The organism is Rhizobium sp. PEPV16 (assembly GCF_008919455.1).
GTDB classification, from domain to species: Bacteria; Pseudomonadota; Alphaproteobacteria; order Rhizobiales; family Rhizobiaceae; genus Rhizobium; species Rhizobium leguminosarum_Q.
The window spans coordinates 5,893-24,281 of record NZ_VSZV01000306.1; the positions used below are offsets into that span (position 1 = coordinate 5,893).

15 protein-coding genes and 1 tRNA gene are annotated in these 18,389 nt (G+C 64.3%); 13 read left to right on the plus strand and 3 right to left on the minus strand.

All coding sequences use genetic code 11. The features are described from left to right. The first annotated feature begins 375 nt into the window (after positions 1-375). The 6 genes from FY112_RS16345 to FY112_RS16370 are packed head-to-tail and all read left to right on the plus strand — an operon-like array spanning position 376 to position 11,113. Complete coding sequence (locus tag FY112_RS16345) at positions 376-1,713, plus strand: hypothetical protein (protein ID WP_151518860.1); 1,338 nt, start codon at positions 376-378, stop codon at positions 1,711-1,713. Continuing rightward, on the plus strand, positions 1,703-4,234 hold the full coding sequence (locus FY112_RS16350; protein ID WP_151518861.1) for a DUF4132 domain-containing protein: 2,532 nt from the start codon (positions 1,703-1,705) through the stop codon (positions 4,232-4,234). Before FY112_RS16345 ends, FY112_RS16350 begins: the two co-directional genes overlap by 11 nt. A 2-nt stretch (positions 4,235-4,236) precedes the next feature. Further along, entirely contained in the window at positions 4,237-5,328 is a 1,092-nt protein-coding gene (locus tag FY112_RS16355; protein ID WP_246700700.1) for an AAA family ATPase, read from the plus strand. Next, complete coding sequence (locus FY112_RS16360; protein WP_151518863.1) at positions 5,329-7,881, plus strand: DUF5682 family protein; 2,553 nt, start codon at positions 5,329-5,331, stop codon at positions 7,879-7,881. It begins immediately after the preceding gene. Beyond that, positions 7,878-9,038 carry a VWA domain-containing protein gene (locus FY112_RS16365; RefSeq protein WP_151518864.1) on the plus strand — a complete coding sequence of 387 codons (1,161 nt, stop codon included), beginning with the start codon at positions 7,878-7,880 and terminating at the stop codon, positions 9,036-9,038. Before FY112_RS16360 ends, FY112_RS16365 begins: the two co-directional genes overlap by 4 nt. Next, positions 9,035-11,113, plus strand: a complete 2,079-nt coding sequence (locus FY112_RS16370) for a hypothetical protein (protein ID WP_151518865.1) — start codon at positions 9,035-9,037, stop codon at positions 11,111-11,113. The genes FY112_RS16365 and FY112_RS16370 overlap by 4 nt, the downstream gene beginning before the upstream one ends. A 9-nt stretch (positions 11,114-11,122) precedes the next feature. Here FY112_RS16370 and FY112_RS16375 read toward each other — a convergent pair whose 3' ends face one another. Then, a complete protein-coding gene (locus tag FY112_RS16375; RefSeq protein ID WP_151518866.1) occupies positions 11,123-11,431 on the minus strand; it encodes a hypothetical protein in 309 nt (102 codons plus the stop codon). 181 nt (positions 11,432-11,612) lie between these two features. On the opposite strand from FY112_RS16375, the gene dinB reads away from it, so the two are divergent. From dinB to FY112_RS16410, 6 genes are all read left to right on the plus strand, one after another. Beyond that, positions 11,613-12,701, plus strand: a complete 1,089-nt coding sequence (dinB, locus tag FY112_RS16380; protein ID WP_151518867.1) for a DNA polymerase IV — start codon at positions 11,613-11,615, stop codon at positions 12,699-12,701. A gap of 196 nt (positions 12,702-12,897) precedes the next feature. Further along, positions 12,898-13,200, plus strand: coding sequence for a hypothetical protein (locus FY112_RS16385; protein ID WP_131624388.1), 303 nt, complete (start codon positions 12,898-12,900; stop codon positions 13,198-13,200). A gap of 16 nt (positions 13,201-13,216) precedes the next feature. Further along, the gene (locus FY112_RS16390) at positions 13,217-14,320 is read left to right on the plus strand and encodes a sialidase family protein (protein ID WP_151518868.1); all 1,104 of its coding nucleotides are present in this window, start codon (positions 13,217-13,219) and stop codon (positions 14,318-14,320) included. 258 nt (positions 14,321-14,578) lie between these two features. Then, positions 14,579-15,142, plus strand: coding sequence for a nutrient deprivation-induced protein (locus FY112_RS16400; protein ID WP_151518869.1), 564 nt, complete (start codon positions 14,579-14,581; stop codon positions 15,140-15,142). Next, on the plus strand, positions 15,135-15,551 hold the full coding sequence (locus FY112_RS16405; RefSeq protein ID WP_151518870.1) for a phage holin family protein: 417 nt from the start codon (positions 15,135-15,137) through the stop codon (positions 15,549-15,551). The genes FY112_RS16400 and FY112_RS16405 overlap by 8 nt, the downstream gene beginning before the upstream one ends. Further along, positions 15,551-16,561, plus strand: coding sequence for a DUF3618 domain-containing protein (locus FY112_RS16410; RefSeq protein ID WP_151518871.1), 1,011 nt, complete (start codon positions 15,551-15,553; stop codon positions 16,559-16,561). Before FY112_RS16405 ends, FY112_RS16410 begins: the two co-directional genes overlap by 1 nt. A gap of 265 nt (positions 16,562-16,826) precedes the next feature. Here FY112_RS16410 and FY112_RS16420 read toward each other — a convergent pair whose 3' ends face one another. Further along, positions 16,827-17,234, minus strand: coding sequence for a hypothetical protein (locus FY112_RS16420; protein ID WP_131713945.1), 408 nt, complete (start codon positions 17,232-17,234; stop codon positions 16,827-16,829). A 261-nt stretch (positions 17,235-17,495) separates the two neighbouring features. Between FY112_RS16420 and FY112_RS16425 the strand changes: the two genes are divergently transcribed. After that, positions 17,496-17,572 (plus strand) — tRNA-Pro (locus tag FY112_RS16425). A 584-nt stretch (positions 17,573-18,156) separates the two neighbouring features. Here the strand turns inward: FY112_RS16425 and FY112_RS37190 are convergent. Next, on the minus strand, positions 18,157-18,389 hold a 233-nt coding region (locus FY112_RS37190), incomplete at its 5' end, for a hypothetical protein (protein WP_210384804.1).

Genomic DNA, 18,389 nt, shown 5'->3' on the forward strand with positions numbered 1-18,389 from the left:
ATGGGCAGGAAAGTTTAGCCACTTGTGATCTCCCCCTTGTGGGGGAGATGCCCGGCAGGGCAGAGGGGGTGTATCCAGACACCGCTTTGGCAATTCCAGCAATCTACTTCCATCCACCCCAGCGCGAACCCGAACACCCGTTTCGCGCTTGAAATCAGCCGGACGCGCGCTAGCTGGAAACATCGTCATACCACTGATGATTTGCACGTTTAGTTTTTACTCGTTGAAATAATTTCGGATTACCGCCCAATGCTCGATGCCAGCGCGCTGACACTGATTTCGAATTATCGCCGCTGGCCTCGGCACCATCCACAAAACATGACCGCGAGCTAACCGATCACGTTGCCGACAGCAGCGCAGAGGAGGGGATAGACGATGTTCGTAGAGGGTTTGAAGAAGCTTTTCCGTGGCCGTTCGGAAACGAACGAGATTCCGGCAGGAAGCGCGCTAACCGCGAGGGACAGGGACGCCATATCGGCCGATCTCGCCTCCTTCGACACCGCCGAGAAGGGGCTTGGCAAGGCCCTTGCCCGCTATGTCCTGACAGGCGCCGACGAAGCGAGCGTGCTTCATGTGACCAATCTGTTGAAGACCACTCAGGGCGATATCCGCACCAGGCTTCACAATGTCTTCATCGCCGTCGCCGACGATTGGAATAACAAGGCCGAGCGCGAGAAGCGCCACAAGGCCAGGGAGCGGGTGCTCTTCGAACTCGAAGGCTTCGATCCGGCGGCGCTTTATCGCTATCTCCATCTGCACAGCCAGTTTAATGCGCAAAACCGGGCGTGGCGCTTTCCCGGCAGCGATCAATCGCCGCATTGGCTGCGCACGGCAAGCCTGCTCTTCGACACCTCGGCACCGGAAGGCCGCAATCCCCTTGGCTTTCTCACAGCGCCGCGCATTTTCGAGATGATGGAAGCTGCCGAGCTTGCCCCCTCGGTCGCGCCGCTGATCGACTGCGCCTTTTCGGACAAGGACGTGCCCTACGGATATCTGACCCAGCGGATGCTGAAACTGCCCGGCCTTGCCGATGCGATCGCCGCCATGCCCGAGGAAGCGACCAGGACGATCGGGACGCTGGCGGCAGGCGGCCGCGAGGTCATGGTCAGTTTCCTCGGCCAGAACGGCCTGATCGACCGCGACCGCCACTTCTTCGACTTCGCCTTCCAAATGGCGAGCGACGGCGCCAAGACGGTGCGCGAGGCGGCTTCGAATGCGCTGAAGGTGGCCGACGAGGCCAAGGTGCAGGCAAAGGCCGAGGAATTTCTCGCCTCCCGCAAGGCGAACGAACGGCTGGCCGGCGTCAATATTCTGGCCGCCCTGCTGCGCGAGCGCTCCCTGCCGATCCTCGACCGGCACGGGGGCGAGGAAAAATCCAATACGGTGCTGGCGGCGATCGCAACGATCCGGGCGACCGGCAGGCAAGGTTGCCGGCGCCGAGGCAGGCGAGGGCGAGGGGGATGGCGAGGCAGGTTACCTCGCCTTCGACGGCAGCTTCGTTGCCGCACCGCCGCCGGCCGCCAAGGAGGAGCCGCTGCCGGCCGATCTGGAAGAGGCGTTCCGCAAGCTTCTGACCGAAGCCAATGCCGCGGCCCGCATCGATTACGACCAGACGCCGCCGGGCAAAGACTGGAACCAGCGGCCGGCCCGTCCGTTTTCGCCGCCCTTCGAGCCGGCGATTGCAAAACATATCGTCGCCGCCATGCGGGGTGAACGCCTGAGCGAGGCGCAGCGCCGGGAGATCTGGAAGGCGGTCGACGACAAGAGCACCGATAACTGGATGCGGCAGACGCGCCAGCTCCTGGGCAACGGGCTGAAGGCGATATTCTCCCGTCCGGATATCTCCTTTCATGCGCTGTCGCGGCTGCTTTTCCAGGCGACGGACGGGCGGCATTGGCAGCATATCCTGCGAGTCGCGCTAGGCACCACGAATTACTGGATGCGCGGACCCGACAATGAAATCCTCGCCCGCATCAAGGCGGGCGCCGATATCCGCATCCTCGCCGAAATCGCCGCAGAGGCTGGGGCGCCGGCATTCGAGGCCATGACCGATGCGCTCGCCGACAAGGCCTATGTCAATATTTCCGAGATGATCGACGAGCCGGTGCCGGCCAATGTCTGGCCGCTGCTGGCCGAGAACTTTGCCGCGCTCGATGCAGCCCTTGCCGGCGACGGCCTGAAGGAGCGCTGGAGCGAGGATTTCATTTTCTCCTGGCTGCGGATGTTTCCGCGCCTGCCGCGCCGCTATTTCCCGCTGGTGGCCGACCGCGCCGTACAAGGCGGCGTGCGCCAGCGCGAATTTGCCCGTTATCTGCTGCGCGAGGTCGCCGATCTGACGCCGCTGATCACGCCGATGCTGACATCAGGGCCGGAAACCAAGCGGCTTGCCGCCGCCCGCTGGCTGGCGGAACGGCGGGACGGCAATGCGATCGCGCCGCTGCGCGCAGCTCTTGCCAAGGAGAAATCGGTGACGGTCAAGGCGGCCGCCATGTCGGCGCTTGCCGCCTGCGGCGACGATACCTCCGATCTCTTCGCCGAAGAGACGCTGCTGGCCGAAGCCGAAAAGGGGCTGGCCTCGACCAAGGTCGATTATTCCCCGCTTTTCGATGCCGAAAACCTGCCCGTGCTGCATTGGGCGGATGGGCGCGAGGTCTCGGCCAAGCTGGTCAAATGGTGGTTTGCCCGGTCGCACAAGCTGAAAATGGCCGGCGGCGATCCCATGATCCACATGGCGCTCGAACGTCTCGACCGCAGGGATGCCGAGCGGCTGGGGGCGGCGATCGTCTCGGCCTTTATCTCCTACGACACCCAGCGCCCGACCAGCGAAGAGGCCAATGCCTATGCGGCGGAAAATGCCAAGCAGCGCTACGACTATACCAAGCAATGGCGCAAGGATTTTACCGAGGAGCTGGCCTTTGCCGAACTGCGCCGCGAAAAGCTCGCCATCTATTTAAACAGCGCGCTCGATCATCGCGGCCTGCTGGCGCTTGCCCGTTTTGCGCCGCCGGCCGAAACCACCCTGCTCTTCAAGCGGTACCTTCGCGAACATGGCAAGCGGCCGAACCAGTGCCGGGCGCTGATCGATGCGCTGATGGCAAACCCGGTTCCCCAGGTGCTGCAGCTGGTGCTGATCGCCTCGCAGCGCCACAAGCAGCCGGGCCTGCGCAAATATGCCGGCGAAGTGATCACCGCCTTTGCCGAGGCCCGCGGCTGGACGCCGGCCGAGCTCGGCGACCGCACCATGCCCTCTGCCGGCATCGACGAGGACGGCATTCTCGAACTGCCGATCGGCGAGCGGCTTTTCCGGGCGCGGCTGGTGGCGGAGCGCGCGAAGAACGGCGCGCAGGAGCTGAAGCTCACCCTTGAAAATCCCGACGGCAAGCCGATCGCGTCGCTGCCGACCCCGACCGATCCCGAAGAAGCCGAAGAGGCGAAGGAGGGCAAGAAGCTGCTCTCCAGCGCCAAGAAGGAGCTGAAGCAGACGGTGGAGCTGCAGAGCGGCCGTCTCTATGAGGCAATGTGTGCGGCCCGCATCTGGCCGCGCGAGGATTTCGAAACCTTCCTGCTTGGCCACCCGATCGTTGGCCGGCTGCTGCGCCGCCTGGTTCTTGCCGGCCATGACGACAAGGGCAAGATCATCGGAAGCTTCAGGGCGCTCGATGACGGCAGCTTCACCAATGCCGAGGACGAGCCGGTCAAGCTTGACACTTTTGCCGGCATCTCGATCGCCCATCGCGTCAGCCTCGGCGAGGCGGGCGCCAAGGCCTGGAAGACCCATCTCGACGATTACGAGGTCCAGCCGCTGTTCGAGCAGCTCGACCGGCCGGTTCTGTCGGACGAGAAACCCAATGCCAAGCATATCGACGACCGCAAGGGCTGGATGATCGACAATCTGACGCTGCGTTCGGCCGCCGAAGCGCTCGGCTATGTCAGGGGGTCGGTCGAGGACGGCGCCGGCTTCTACACCTATGAGAAGGCCTTCGGCGATTGCGGTTTTGCCGCCGTCATCGAATTCACCGGCAGTTATATCGGCGAGAACGAACGTGTGCCGAAGGCGCTGACGGAAATGCGCTTTGCGAAAATTCTGCCGGGCGGCCGGGTGATCTATGGCGGCGAGACGACGCTCTCCAAGGTGCCGCCGGTGCTGCTCAGCGAAACATGGAACGACCTGCACGCCATTGCCGACAAGGGCACCGGCTTCGATAGCGAATGGCAGAAAAAGGGCGGATGGTAAACATGGATCAGACAGCACTTCGCCCGGCGACGGAAACCCTGCATGCCGCCGAACTCGCCAAGCTCGAGCAGGCCGACAAGGGGCTGCGCCCGCCGGGCTGGCGGCTTTCGGCGCGCGCGGTGCGCTCCTTCGTGCTCGGTGATCCCGCGCTCGGCATCTCGCGCAAATTCTATGGCGACGATGCGCTGGTCGAGCGGGCGATCGTCAGCCTGATGGGCGAGCAGGGGCTGCTGCTCGTCGGCGAACCGGGCACGGCGAAATCGATGCTGAGCGAGCTTCTGGCGGCCGCCGTCACCGGCTCGACCCGTCTGGTCGTGCAAGGCTCGGCCGGCACCATGGAAGAACATTTGCGTTATGGCTGGAACTACGCGCTGCTGATCGCCGAAGGCCCGAGCGAAAAGGCGCTGGTGCCATCGCCGGTGCTGCAGGCGATGCGCGCTGGCCTCGTCATGCGCATCGAGGAGCTGACGCGCTGCCCGCCTGAGATCCAGGACGGGCTGATCTCCATCCTGTCGGAAAAGATGATCGCCATTCCCGAACTCGGCGATGGCGCGATCGTGCGCGCCGCACCCGGCTTCAACATCATCGGCACGGCGAACCTTCGCGACCGCGGCGTCAGCGAAATGTCGAGCGCCTTGAAGCGCCGCTTCAATTTCGAGACCGTGCATCCGATCACCGACCCGGCCTTCGAACGCGAGCTGATCGAGCGGCGTCTTGCCGACCGCCTGGCTCCTTCAGGCATCAAGCCCGATATGTCGGAGGCAGCCCTTGGCATTCTCGTCTCCTGCTTCCAGGACTTGCGCGCCGGCCGCACGGCCGAAGGCGTGACGCTGCAGAAGCCGACCGCCGTCATGTCCACCGCCGAAGCTGTCAATGTCGCCCACGCCGCCGCCCTCGAAGCCGCCTATCTCGGCGACGGCAGGGTGACGGGCGCCCATCTCGCCCGCCAGATCGGCGGCATCGTCATGAAGGACGATCCGGAGGACGGCCGCAAGTTCAAGTCCTATGTCGATCACATCGTCAAGGACCGCGCCCGTTCGGGAAGCGACTGGCGCTCCTTCTACGAGGCGGCGCGCGCCTTAAGGCTCGACTGAATGGAAGCGGAGGCGGCAGCGGCGGAACGTCAGGACTTTGCGGCCTACGGGCAGCGGCTGACCTCGGGCGAGGGCGGGTTTTTCTTCTTTCCGATCCGCCACCACAGCCCCGCCTGCGCGCTGCATCTTGCCGCAGCCCTGGCCGAAATCCGCCCGCGCGCCATCGTGCTGGAGATGCCGGCGGATTTTGAGCCCCTGCTGCCGCTGCTCTCGCATCCCGATATCAGGCTGCCGATCGCCATCGTCTCGGTGGCCGATGGGGAAAGAGCCTCCGACGAGCGCCTTCCTGTCGGATACTGGCCGTTTTCCGCGACCTCGCCGGAATGGGCGGCCCTGCGGCTTGCTGGAGAATTTGGAAGTGCGGTCATTCTGGCCGACCGGGAGAGCGGCGCCCGCCTGGCCGCCGCGCGGTCGGAGAAGAAGGGCGAGACCGGGGAAGACGGTGAGGAAGCCCCGAGACAGGACGAGCCGAGACAGGATGAGCCCAGACAGGACGAGCGAAGCCAGGACGAAACGGGGCCGACCCTTTTGACCGATGAGGGCCAGCTTGCCTATTCGCATTATGCCGATGGCCTGGTGAAGCGCCTCGGCGTGCGCGATTTCAACGAGGCCTGGGACCGGCTGTTCGAATCCCGCGCCGCCGAAAAGGACTGGCGCGGTTTCTTCCGCGACGTCGGCATTCACTGCGCGCTGTCGCGGCTCGCCACACCGGCCGAGGAGATCGCCGCCGACGACACGCTGGCCCGCGAGGCCTGCATGCGGGGGGCGATGGCAAAGGCTCAGGTGCTTTCCGGCGACGGGCCGATCGCCGTCATTACCGGCGGATTCCATACGCCTGTGATGATCGATCCCCCGCCGGAGAGGCCCGAGGAGGCGAAGGTGCAGGCCGGGCCGGGCATTCAGACGAAATCCTATCTGATCCGCTACACCCACGACCATCTCGACCGGATCAACGGCTACGGCGCCGGCATGCCGTCGCCGCGCTGGTACGAGCGGCTCCAGCAGCGGATCGCCGAGGGCCATGACGATCCGTTCACCGAGGCGGCGACCGATGTGGTGCTCGACCTCACCCAGCGCCTGCGCCGCGACCGGCCGAATTTCACCCCGCCGCTGCCCTCGCTGGCTGCAACCGTCGCCCAGGCGCAGGCGCTGGCCGATCTGCGCGGATTGCAGGGTCCGGGGCGGGCTGAAATTCTCGATGCGGCACGCTCCTGCCTCATGAAGGGGGAAGATCCCCGCAACGGTTCGCCGCTGATGGAGGCGCTGCTTGCCGAGCTCACCGGCGAAGGCATCGGCGAGGTGCCCAGCGGCGCCGGCGCTCCGCCGCTGGTGGAAGCGGTGCGCCGGCGGGCCCGGGCGCTCGGTTTCCGCATTGAGGACGGCACGGAGCGCAACCGCCTGCTCGATATCCATCGCAAGCCCCGGCATCTAGCCGCCAGCCGCTTCCTGCATGTGATGACCTTGCTCGGCACCGGCTTCGGCCGTTGTCTGAGAGGTCCGGATTGGGCGGGCGGCGTTGCCACCGACGTGCTGTTCGAGGAATGGACCTATCGATGGTCGCCGGCCGTCGAAAGCCGGCTGGTGGCGCTGTCGATCGATGGCGATACGGTTGAACGCGCCGCCGACGCCGTTCTCGCCCGCCGGGTCCAGGCGCTCGGCGAGGAAGGCCAGGCGAAAAACGCCCATGCCGCCATCCGCCTGCTGATGATCGCGGCCCAGGCGGGGCTTGCCAGATCCTGCGGCGCGCTGATTGCTGCGATCGGTCCGGCCGTTGCCACCGATCCGGATTTCGGCCGGGTCGCGGTCTGCCTGTCGATGCTCGACAATCTCCAGCGCGGCCGCAAGGCGCTGGGTTTTGCCGGCATGCCGGGGCCGGATGAACTGCGCCTCATCGCCTATCGGCGGGCAATCGACCTGTTGCCGGATCTCGTAACCGCCAGGGACGAGGACGTGCCGCGTTATGTCGATGCGCTGGCAACGCTGAACGAGATTGCCGAAGCCGGGGCGCAGGCCGGAGAAGGCGAGCAGCCGCTCGATCTCGATCTGCTCGACGAGGGCGTCGCCGCCCTCATCGGCGCCGATCTGGCGCCGCGGGCGGCAGGCGCGGTCGCCGCGATCGGGCATATGTCGGGCAGGCTGAGTGCGGAGGCGCTGGCCACCTGCGTCATCGGCCCGCTGCAATTCAGCGTCGGCGAACCGCCCGCCCGGGTGGAAGCGCTGGCCGGTCTGCTGGCGGTGCAGCCGGCCCTGCTCAAGCGCACGCCGGCGCTGCTGGAACGGCTGGATCTGGTGCTCGCCGGCTTCGACGAGGCTGATTTCATCGAGGTGCTGCCGGCGCTGCGGCTTGCCTTCACAGCCCTTGCGCCTGATGAGACCGATGCGCTCGCCGCCGTGATCGCGCAAGCGAAGGGCAGCGATCTCGATCTGGCGCCGCGTTTTTCCGGCGGTCTGACGGAGACCGAGATGCTCGCCAATGCCCGCCTCAACGCCACCTTTGCCGAGCTGATGCAGGCAGATGGGCTTGGGCTCTGGCTGGAGGAGCGGGCGCCATGAGCAACGACAACAAGCCCGAGGAAAGTCTTCGCCGCTGGCGCCTGGTGCTTGGCCGCTTCGCCGAGCGCCAGCTCTCCGGCAGCTGCAGCGGCGCCGACGCCCGCCGCGATGCCGCGCTCGACCGCATCTACGGCGAATCCTACCGCCGGCGCGGCATCCGCACCGGCGCTCCCGAAGGCAACAGGAAGAACCCCAAGGGCGGTGCGGAGCCGCCGCAGATGACGCTGCCGGAATGGTTTGGCGAGATGCGCTCGCTCTTTCCGAAATCGGTGCTGGAGCGGGTCGAGAAGGATGCGCTCGGCCGGTTCGGCATGACCGAGATCCTCGACGACCCGAAGGCGCTCGCCGAACTCGATCCCGACCCGTCGCTGCTTGCGGCACTGCTTGCCCATCGCGGCCGCTCCGATCCTGTTATCGCGGGAAAAATCCGCCAGGTCGCCAAACGTGTCGTCGAGGAGCTGACGAAGAAGCTGCGCCTGCAGACGAGCCGGGCGCTCTCCGGCGCAAGACGGCGCGGCGAAACGACGGCGCGCCGCTCCAGCGCCCGCGACATCGCCTGGAACCAGACGATCCGCAAGAACCTGAAGAACTGGGACCAGGCGCGGCGTGTGCTGATCGCCGAACACCTGCATTTCCACGCCGCAGCCCGCCGCCATCTGCCCTGGCGGATCGTGCTCTGCATCGACCAGTCGGGCTCGATGGCGACCTCGCTGATCTACAGCGCCGTGATGGCCTCGATCCTTTCGACGCTGCCGGCGGTGACGGTGAAGCTGGTGCTGTTCGACACGTCGGTGGTCGACCTCAGCGACGAGGTCGGCGATCCCGTCGATGTGCTGATGTCGGTCCAGCTCGGCGGCGGAACCGATATCGGCCGGGCCGTCGCCTATTGCGAGGCGACCCATATTGCCGAGCCGCAGCGGACGATCTTCGTGCTGGTCTCGGATTTTTGCGAAGGTGCGCCTGCCGCCCCGCTCTTTGCCGCGGTGCGGCGGCTTGCCGGCGCTCGGGTGAAGCTGCTCGGCCTTGCCGCACTCGATGAGGCCGCCCGGCCGGCCTATGACCGCGATACCGCCGCGCGGCTCGTCGATGCCGGCATGGAGATCGCCGCACTGACGCCGGAGCATTTTGCCGATTGGGTTGCGGGGCATATAAGGTGAAGCGGGGCAAGACGGAGAATTCCCAGCGTTTCGACGCCGCAGCCCTCAGCGATGAGGTGCTGGAGGCAGCCTCCTCCAAAGGCCTGCTGCGCCGCGCCCGCCGGGATGTGGAGGCCGGGCTCGTGCGCCTGTCCGGCTGGGATGGCGGGGTAGCCCTTGCCGAAGCCGATGGCGAAAGCGTGCGGCTCACCGCCGGTCCGCTGACTGCCGCAAGCTGCAGCTGCCCTGCAACCGGCCTTTGCCGGCATATTCTCGCCGGCATCATTTTCATCCGCGAGGCGGAGGAGGTAAGGCCGGCCGAGCAGCCGGGCGCAGCCGAGACGGCGGAGCCGGTCCGCGCTGAAGCCATTCCGGATCCACATGCGGAAATCCTTTCGCTCGAGCAAGAGGTCATCATCCGCGCCTTCGGCCGCGCCGCTCATATCCAGGCGCAAACGCTGCTGGCAGCGCTCGAACCGGGCGCGATCAGCATCGAGACGAGCCCGAATGCCGTCCGCATCGCGCTGGGCGACCATCATCCGGTGCTTTATCCCGCCGGCGGCGGTCCTGCCGGCATGCTCTCCAAGGCTGCGACCTCGCAACGCGCCGCGCTGCATGCGGCGGCGCTTCTCGCCGTCCGCGGGCCTGGTGAGACGGTTGCTAGTGCCGAGCAAGCGCCGGAAGAGCCGGGCAAAGCCACGTCAGGCACAATCGAAGACGCGGCCACATTGCTGCGCGATGCCGCGCGCCAGGCCCTGTCGAAGGCGCCTGCCGGTCTCGAAGAGCGGATCGGCGATCTTGTCCTGTCCTCGCGCACCGAAGCAATGCCGCGGCTTGCCGCCGAGCTTCGCACCATCGCCGCGATGATCCGGCGAAGACGGGAGCGGCTGGACGCGGCCGATCCTGCCGAGCTTCTCGTCATGCTGGCGCGCGCCTATGCCTTGACCGAGGCGCTTCGGGCCGGCTCTGACGATCCCTTGCTCACCGGTGCGGGCGCTGAAGCGCCGCAGCCGCTGCCGGCGATCGAGCTCGTCGGTTGCGGCCTGCGCCTGTGGCAGACCGACAGCGGCGCACGCGGGGTGACCGGCTATTATCTCTCCGCCGACGGGCGAAGCTTCAGCGCGACGCTGGCGCGCGGGGCCGGCAGCGATCCGGGCTTTGTGCCGCGCCATGCGGCCGGGGCCGAGCCGGTCTTCGGCCGTTCGCTCGCGGCAATCGCCGGCAGCGCCTTCCGCCTCGAGGGCGCCTCCGCCACCGGGGACGGCCGGCTGCAGACCGGCAACGGCCGCGCCGAGCTTCTCAAGGCCGGCTGGAGTGCTGCCGTGCAGGGGATCGAAGGCGCGGTCATCGATGACTGGAAACAATGCGCCATCCGTCTTGCGAGCGCCTTCCGGCCGAAACTTGCGGCCCCGCCGCGCCGCGCCCTGCCGCTGATCTTGCGCCCAGTCGCTTTCGGCTCGCTGCGCTTCGACGGCGTGGCGCAGGCCGGACGCTGGCCGGTGCGGGATCGCGAAGGGGCCTGGCTGGAGCTGGAGATAGAGGGCGACGAACGGCTGGAGGCCCATTTCGCGCTGCTTGGCTCGATCGGCGATCGCCAGCCGCCGCTGCTGACCGTCCTCGCCGAAGCCCGCGGCGCCGACATCGTGCTTTCGCCGCTCGGTTTCGGAACCGACAGCCTGACCCTCCTCGACCTGCCGCCGGCGCCGGCAACCACGACCGCGCAAAAGCCGAGCTTACTCTCGCGCCTCACCAAAAGCTTCACGCTGCCCGGCGCGCCGGAGCGCAAACCGATGCGCTTCGAAGCGCTGGCCCGCCCGCAGGCCGCCAGCCAGCGGCTGATCTCCACCGCCTTCGACGAAATCCTGGCGCTCGCCGAACTCGGCGGCCGCATGGAGGATCCGGAGCGGCTGCAGCGCATGCAACGCCTGGGGCGCACGCTTGGCGAAGCAGGCCTGGCGCTTCCCGGCAGCCTCGTCGGCCAGCTGGCCGCCGCCTCCGGCCAGACGCGCCCCGACCGCCTGCTGCGCGCCGCCTACGCTCTCGATCTGCTCGCCCGCCTCGATCCGCATTTGCCGTTTGTGAGGATGCTGCCTTGAGGCTGGGTCTCAGCGGCTCGATACACGCACTGCGCCGGCAGCTCGGAGACTGCGCTGGACGGCGGCGACTTGGCTGGATGCGATATCCGCCGAGACCTCGATCTCGCCTTCGAGCGGCGCATCGCGACGGGCGCCATCGTCATGAGAGATATCCCCGCCTGATGGCGCCGAACCCGCACTGTTCCGGTCGCTTGCCGACTGGATAAAGATGTCGGGCCTCGAAACCCCATGCTGCTGAACCAGATGTTCGACCGCGAGATCAGCGGCTTCGCGTGTTTCGAATGTGGCTCGGATCGTGATCGTGCTGTCGTCCGCCATTGGCTGCCTCCTTATTTTAATTTATCACAGGATGAGAACGCCTTGGGCGGCTGGTGGTTTCGGCGGCAGGTCCGAGCCGCCCACTGGAATTGTTGATATCGCGTCCCAAGGCTGGTATGTTCTGTTTTTGTTTCGGCGCGCAATTTCAGATGCCGATCCCATCGCGATCGCTGAAACCGCCATGAACGAGATAAGCTCACCCCCCGTCCGCAAAATCGTCCATGTCGACATGGATGCTTTTTATGCGTCGGTCGAGCAGCGCGATAATTCGGACTTGCGCGGCAAACCGATTGCCGTCGGCGGGTCGGCCGCCCGGGGTGTGGTGGCGGCGGCGAGCTATGAGGCCCGCAAATTTGGTGTTCACTCGGCAATGCCGTCGGTAACTGCCAAGCGCAAATGTCCTGACCTGATCTTCGTGCCGCCGCGCTTTGCCGTCTACAAGGCGGTGTCGCAGCAGATCCGTGAGATCTTTGCCGAATACACGCCGCTGGTCGAGCCGCTGTCGCTCGACGAGGCCTATCTCGATGTGACGCAAAATCTGAAAGGCATGACGATCGCCACCGAGGTCGCTCTGGAGATCCGCGCCAAGATCAAGCAAGTCACCGGCCTCAACGCGTCGGCCGGGATTTCCTACAACAAATTTCTTGCCAAGATGGCGAGCGACCTCAACAAGCCGAACGGCCAGGCTGTCATCACGCCGAAGAACGGGCCAGCCTTCGTCGAGCAGCTTCCCGTCCGGAAATTCCATGGCGTCGGACCGGCAACCGCTGAGAAGATGCAGCAACTCGGGATCGAAACAGGCGCCGATCTCAAGGAGAAGACACTCGAGTTCCTCGTCGAGCATTTCGGCAAGTCGGGGCCCTATTTTTACGGCATCGCCCGCGGCATCGACGAGCGCCAGGTCAAGCCCGACCGGGTGCGCAAATCCGTCGGCGCGGAAGATACCTTCGCACAGGACCTCCACGCCTTTGAGCCTGCTCGCGAAGGTCTCCAGCCGCTGATCGAAAAGGTGTGGGCTTACTGCGAGGCCAACGGGATCGCCGCCAAGACAGTGACGCTCAAGGTGAAATATGCCGACTTCAGCCAGATCACGCGCAGCAAGACGGTTCCGGCACCGCTGCCGGCAATCGCCGACCTCGAGGAGCTGGTCAACCTGCTGCTCGCGCCGATCTTTCCGCCGCGAAAGGGCATACGGCTGCTCGGCGTCACCCTCTCTTCGCTGGAAGGACGAGCACCGGCCGCGGCGCCGCAGCTGCGGCTGGCTTTTTAGAGCGCCAGCATCGGCTGCCGCAGGGGCCTGGTGCGCATCCTTGAACGACGGCGACGACCGTCCGTCGCCGCATTGGTTTCATCCAACCGGATATCCGCGATTTCGGCGGCCAGTGTTCCATCACATCGCACCCGATTTCGAGCCGGGCCGGAACCTCGTCGGATCTCCGAAGTTTGCGGGACGAGGAGAATTCCACATGCATCTGATACAGTTGTTTATTCCGGCAGCGCCGCAAGCAGCGATCGACATCGAAGACATTATCGCGATGATTCAGCGCGAGATGACGGAGCGTCATGGCGGGGCGACTTCATACCTCAATTCCCCGGCAAAGGGGTTTTGGTCCAATGGCGAGGGCACTGAAGAAGATACGATCATCGTGATCGAAGTGATGGTGGACAGTCTCGATCGGGCCTGGTGGCGCCAATACCGGCGCAAGCTCGAAGAGCTGCTCGGGCAGGAAGAATTGCTTGTGCGGGCACTTCCAGTCGAAACGCTCTGACCGTCTGGAAGCCTCCATGGACACGCAGTTCCGCAATCTTGAAATCTACCGCAGACGCGGCGAGTTCGCAGGCTGGCCGGCAAATTATGGCCTCTGGTCGTGGGGTGACGAAATGGTCGTCGTCTTCGCGCGCGGCAAGCTCGGAGCGAAGGGGGAGTTGCACGAATTGGACCGTGATTACCCATTCGTACCCTGGCAGGCACGCAGCCTGGACGGCGGACTGACATGGATGGACGAGCCGTTCTGCGGCCGCGTGCCGGGTGGGCTCTCGCTTTCGGCCGACGAGCATTTGAACGCCGACCTCAAGGTCCGTCCCCGTCTGTCGGTCCGCGAAGACCTCTGCTCGATTGACGATCCCATAGACTTCCTCGACCCCGAGACGATCGTCATGTGCGCCAGAACCGATGTACAGGGCGATGCTGTCAGCTGGTTCTATGTCAGCCGGGATCGGTGTCTGACATGGCAGGGTCCGTTTCGTTTTGCCGGTTTGCATCTTCCGCTCTCGGCGCGCACCGATATCGTTCCTCTCGGCAGGGACGATGCGCTCTTCATGCTCGGCACGTCCAAAGAGGACGGCGCGGAAGGAAGAGTGTTCTGCGCGCGCACCGTGGATGGCGGGCGCAGCTTCGTCCTGCAAGGCTTTGTCGGTCCGGAACCTGAGGGCTATTCGATCATGCCGGCATCGACGGCACTTTCCGGTGGCGCCATCCTGACGCTGACGCGCTGCATGGGCAGAGGCGGTGGCAAGGGGTGGATAGAGGCCTTCACCTCCCATGACCAAGGGAGGACCTGGACGCCGGAAGGCTGCATCGTCGACGACACGGGCAGTAATGGCAACCCGCCGGCGCTCGGGCGGATCGAAGGCATGCTGCTGCTCGTCTACGGCCACCGTGATCCGCCATTTGGGATCAGGATGCGCATGAGTTTCGATGACGGCCGGACATGGGGCACCGAGAAGATCATCCGCAGCGACGGCGGCACGGCTGATCTCGGTTATCCGAGACTCGTAAAACGCGGCGATGGATCCCTGCTCGCCGTCTACTACTTCAACGATGGCGACCGGGAGGAGCGTTATATAGCGGCCTCCATTGTCACGCCTGCCAAGGATCAGAAACGCTAAGGAGCCTAGAGCCTTTCCGGGTTAGATTGAAGCATTCTGTTGGCTCAAACGGAGTCGGATGGTCGACCGGCCGGCGCGCGTCGTAGCCAAGCTCTACGGCCAAGCCGGCCGGTCGATCAGCCGGCCCGTTTCAGCCAACCTTCCCGCAGATTTGCCTGGCAAATCGCAAGACTTGGAATCGCGGACGCACCGGGAACAAAGCGGGCCATTCATGGTTTGGGGCTTAGGCAGTTGCCGGCACGAATTGGGAGGTTCGAAATGCAAAACGATATCACAGATCCGGCGGGGCGGAGCGCGTCCGCGCAGACCCCGTCCTCATCCCCAGGTTCCGGTTCTTCGCCGGGAACGCGCACGTCCATTTCCGATCTGGAAGCGAAGGTGAGCGAGGATGTTTCCGCCGTCAAGGAAACGATCAGGGACGGTGCCGACACCGCCGTCGAGAAAGCCAAGGAAGTCATTTCCGAACGCACCAACTTTGCCGCCCGCCAGGTCGGCGGTGTTGCGATGGCGCTCGAGAAGGCTGGCGCCGAAATGGAAAGCTCCGGTCAGGCAGAAGTCGGACGATACGCCAAGCAAATCGGGCGGAGCGTGCAGACTGTTGCTCGGCGGATGGAAGGCAAGAACATCGGCGAAATCGCCAACATGACCGAAGAGTTCGGGCGCAAACAGCCGCTCGCCTTTCTCGGCATCGCCGCACTTGCAGGCCTGGCCGCAAGCCGCTTCCTCACAGCGTCGGCGAAAAGGCAAACAACTGCCGCGTCGCGCGGAGCATCAACCGATCGCTCCGGCCCAGCAACGACTGGAGGCGAGTACAATGGCTAAATCTCCAGAGAACACACCCCTCTCCGAACTCGTCAGTGGCCTCGTTGGTGATGTCACGGGCCTGCTTCGCAAGGAAATCGATCTTGCCAAGACGGAGGCTTCGGAAAAACTTTCGCAGGCGCTCAGCGGCGTGGAGATTCTCCTCTTCGGATTGGTCCTGGCAATCGGGGCGGTCGGCGTCCTGTTGAGTGCCCTTGTCGGCGGTCTCGCGGTCTTCCTCGTGACACAGGGATTTACCGAAACCACTGCCACTGCGCTCGCCTCTTTGATCGTCGGCATCATCATTGCCGGCATCGCGTGGGCAATGGTCTCCCGGGGCCTCGCCGCACTTCGCGGCAACAACCTGACACTGGATCGAACTGCGACCTCGCTTCGCCGCGACGTTGATGTTGTGAAGGACAAAATCTGATGGAAAATCCAATGGAGAAAACATCGGCCGAGCTTCAGCGGGAGATCGACCAGGACCGCCGCCGGATCGGAGACCGGATTGACGCTATCCAGGAACGGATGTCGCCAGGCCAGCTGATCGATGAGGTGATTGCCTACGCCAAGGGAAGCGGCGGCGGAGAATATGTCAGCAATCTTGGCCACGCCCTCAAGGCGAACCCTCTGCCGGTCGCGCTGATGGGCGTGAGCCTAGCCTGGCTGATGGCAAAAGGCAGCCCGTCATCAGGCGACACGGCGACCTGGAGGGAGGAACCTGAATACCCGCTTTATCCGGCGACTGGGCCGGTCCGCAGGATTGGCCCGCCGGCAATGGAAAACGGAGCGCGTTACAGCCATTTTGCCGACGAATCCGGCAAGAGGTTGAAAGCGTTGACAGACGAAACAGGAGCGCGCGCCGGCCATTTCATGGACGAGGCAGGTAAGACCTATCGCGGCTTCGCCGACGCTAGCGGAAAACAGATCAGTCAGATCACCGACGAGACTGGTGCAATGCTCGACGCGGCAACCGGCTGGGCGGCGGAGAAATGGGAGCAGGCGAAAAACGCCGCGAGCGACCTGACCGCCCGTGCGTCTGGCGCGGCCAGCTCGCTTTCGAGCCGATCCTCTTCGGCGGCGACCAGTCTTCAGGAGCAAACGAGCAAGCTCAACGAGGCGATCCTCATCCATTTCCGCGACCAGCCGCTGGTTGGCGGAGCTCTGGCTTTCGCGGTCGGAGCGGCGATCGGCGCGGCGCTGCCGCACACCGACACCGAGGATGAATGGGTCGGGGAAGCCGCAGATAGCGCGAAAGACACCCTCAGCCATCAGGCGCAGGACGCCGTCGCGCAGGGTAAAGAGGTAGCGTCGGAGGTCTATCAAAAGGCCGTGGATGTTGCGTCCGATGCTCATGATGCCGTCAAGGAACGCGTGGTGGATGAAGCCGAAACTTTCATAAACCGCAAGGACGGCTTAGGCGGAACCGATCGGCCGTAAGGATCTAAATCGGTCGGTTCCAGGCAAGGCTCCGGGCCAAAGAGGCGCGGGGCCCCCAGTCGGCTTCGTGATGCAAAGTTTTTTTTATGTATTCGAATGCATGAACCGGCGCCGGTGACCTGCCAAAGTGAAACAGGGCGGTCGTCATCCTCGGCCCTGTGCCGAGGATCTGCTACGTATCAACCGGCAGTAGATGCCCGGGACAAGCCCGAGCATGACGAAAGCGGAGTTGCCGCCTGTTTCCGCATTTCGGACAAACCGTCCGTTACTTCTGTTCGGGCGCCAGGAACTCTGCGCAATAGGACGGGCCGTTGACGCCGGGGATGTCGGCGACGGTGCGGATGTCGCGGATCGTGTAATCGGAGTTGGTGGTGATTTCGGCCTGGCAGCGCAGATAGGCGGTGCGGGCAGACGCAATCTGCTTGCCGCGCTTGCCATCGGCGCCTTCGGCATATTTCGCCGGGATACGCACGGTCTTGTAGCCGCCGCGCCAGGTATAGACGGTGCTCGAGCCTTGCTCGCTGTCGCTGATCGGCGGCCCGTAGGCGGCAAAGAAGATGCCGGCCGATTTGCCGACCCAGCGGGCCTCGATCGGATTGCCGGCGGAAGGAATGGTCGTGCATCCGGCAAGCGCAATTGCAAGCCCGGCCGCGGTCATGGTGCGGAAATTCATCGTGTCGTCCCTGATCTCAAGCGCATTGGCTGCGAAGCCGCCGTCGCAGCGGTTTCGCCTGTCCCGTCTGCCCTTTAGCGCGGAACCCGGCAAAAGAAAATTGCTCCTGAGAGACTTCCGTTCGATTTGCGGCAGGTGTGGCTTTTTGCTGCAGCTGCCGACCTCCCGGCCTGTCACAACCCCGTCAAAATTTCCGCCGGCTTTTTGGAATTTGGCGCTTGTGCAACCAGATAGGCTGTTCTATAGAAGCGCCGCTGGTCACGGAGTGTAGCGCAGTCTGGTAGCGCACCACGTTCGGGACGTGGGGGTCGAGTGTTCGAATCACTCCACTCCGACCAGCTAGAATCCTTACACCATAAGGGTTTTCACTCCCGAGCCGACTTCCCCGCGAAAGCTATTTCAAATCAACGGACCGATTGCGGACCGTTTGAAGCAGCGGACCGATTAAAAAAGTGTTCGCTGCCTGCTGTTGGAAGTCCGGACTCGCATGCGCATACCCGTGACCGATTCCGCATTTGCTTCCGCGGAACTCCATTCGAAAAAAGCCCCGCCTCTCGGCGGGGCCAGTCTATGGATCGCACAGGAGGAACGCCCGTGCTTTCCTGCCGATATAACAAAAAGCGGACCGGCTAGGTTCCGTCATTCCACGCCGACGATCAAAGAGGAGCCCCGCCGAAACGCAGCAATTGGAAAGGACGGATCGCACAGAAGAAGCTTGGGAAGCGGACGGCCCAGTATGGGGCCACCTCGCAAGGTTTTCTCTAAGACGCTAAGCTGTTATTGTACGAAACCGAACAAAAGCTACAACTCCACGTCACAATTTGTATTAGGCAGTCGGCCGCTCAGCGATCACTTGCTAACCCCAAGCATTATGTCTCCTATGCGTTGGGCGGCCACCTGCATGCTTCCCGGGACTGCCCTTCTACCGCTGGTAATACCAAAAGGACGCCTGATCGTCCTTTGAGCAATGTGGCAACAGCGCATCGTCACGACTAAGCTGTACGAGTTCGCGTTTTGGAGCAGCGGCATGGAGCTGGTCGAGTACTGCCTGCACAAGCTTGGAGACTTTTTTTACAACACTTACTATTTGAATGGTCGGGCAATGGCGCTCAGTTTCGCCATTTCCATTGGCCTGGTTCTGACGGTTTTCGCGGT

What these genes read in the sequence shown, in the direction of transcription:
- FY112_RS16405 (WP_151518870.1), top strand. Translation starts at nt 15,135, where the DNA reads ATGGCTAAATCTCCAGAGAACACACCCCTCTCCGAACTCGTCAGTGGC.
- FY112_RS16345 (WP_151518860.1), top strand. Translation starts at nt 376, where the DNA reads ATGTTCGTAGAGGGTTTGAAGAAGCTTTTCCGTGGCCGTTCGGAAACG.
- FY112_RS16355 (WP_246700700.1), top strand. Translation starts at nt 4,237, where the DNA reads ATGGATCAGACAGCACTTCGCCCGGCGACGGAAACCCTGCATGCCGCC.
- FY112_RS16385 (WP_131624388.1), top strand. Translation starts at nt 12,898, where the DNA reads ATGCATCTGATACAGTTGTTTATTCCGGCAGCGCCGCAAGCAGCGATC.
- FY112_RS16360 (WP_151518863.1), top strand. Translation starts at nt 5,329, where the DNA reads ATGGAAGCGGAGGCGGCAGCGGCGGAACGTCAGGACTTTGCGGCCTAC.
- FY112_RS16365 (WP_151518864.1), top strand. Translation starts at nt 7,878, where the DNA reads ATGAGCAACGACAACAAGCCCGAGGAAAGTCTTCGCCGCTGGCGCCTG.
- FY112_RS16350 (WP_151518861.1), top strand. Translation starts at nt 1,703, where the DNA reads ATGCGGGGTGAACGCCTGAGCGAGGCGCAGCGCCGGGAGATCTGGAAG.
- FY112_RS16420 (WP_131713945.1), bottom strand. Translation starts at nt 17,234, where the DNA reads ATGAATTTCCGCACCATGACCGCGGCCGGGCTTGCAATTGCGCTTGCC.
- FY112_RS16410 (WP_151518871.1), top strand. Translation starts at nt 15,551, where the DNA reads ATGGAAAATCCAATGGAGAAAACATCGGCCGAGCTTCAGCGGGAGATC.
- FY112_RS16390 (WP_151518868.1), top strand. Translation starts at nt 13,217, where the DNA reads ATGGACACGCAGTTCCGCAATCTTGAAATCTACCGCAGACGCGGCGAG.
- dinB (WP_151518867.1), top strand. Translation starts at nt 11,613, where the DNA reads ATGAACGAGATAAGCTCACCCCCCGTCCGCAAAATCGTCCATGTCGAC.
- FY112_RS16400 (WP_151518869.1), top strand. Translation starts at nt 14,579, where the DNA reads ATGCAAAACGATATCACAGATCCGGCGGGGCGGAGCGCGTCCGCGCAG.
- FY112_RS16375 (WP_151518866.1), bottom strand. Translation starts at nt 11,431, where the DNA reads ATGGCGGACGACAGCACGATCACGATCCGAGCCACATTCGAAACACGC.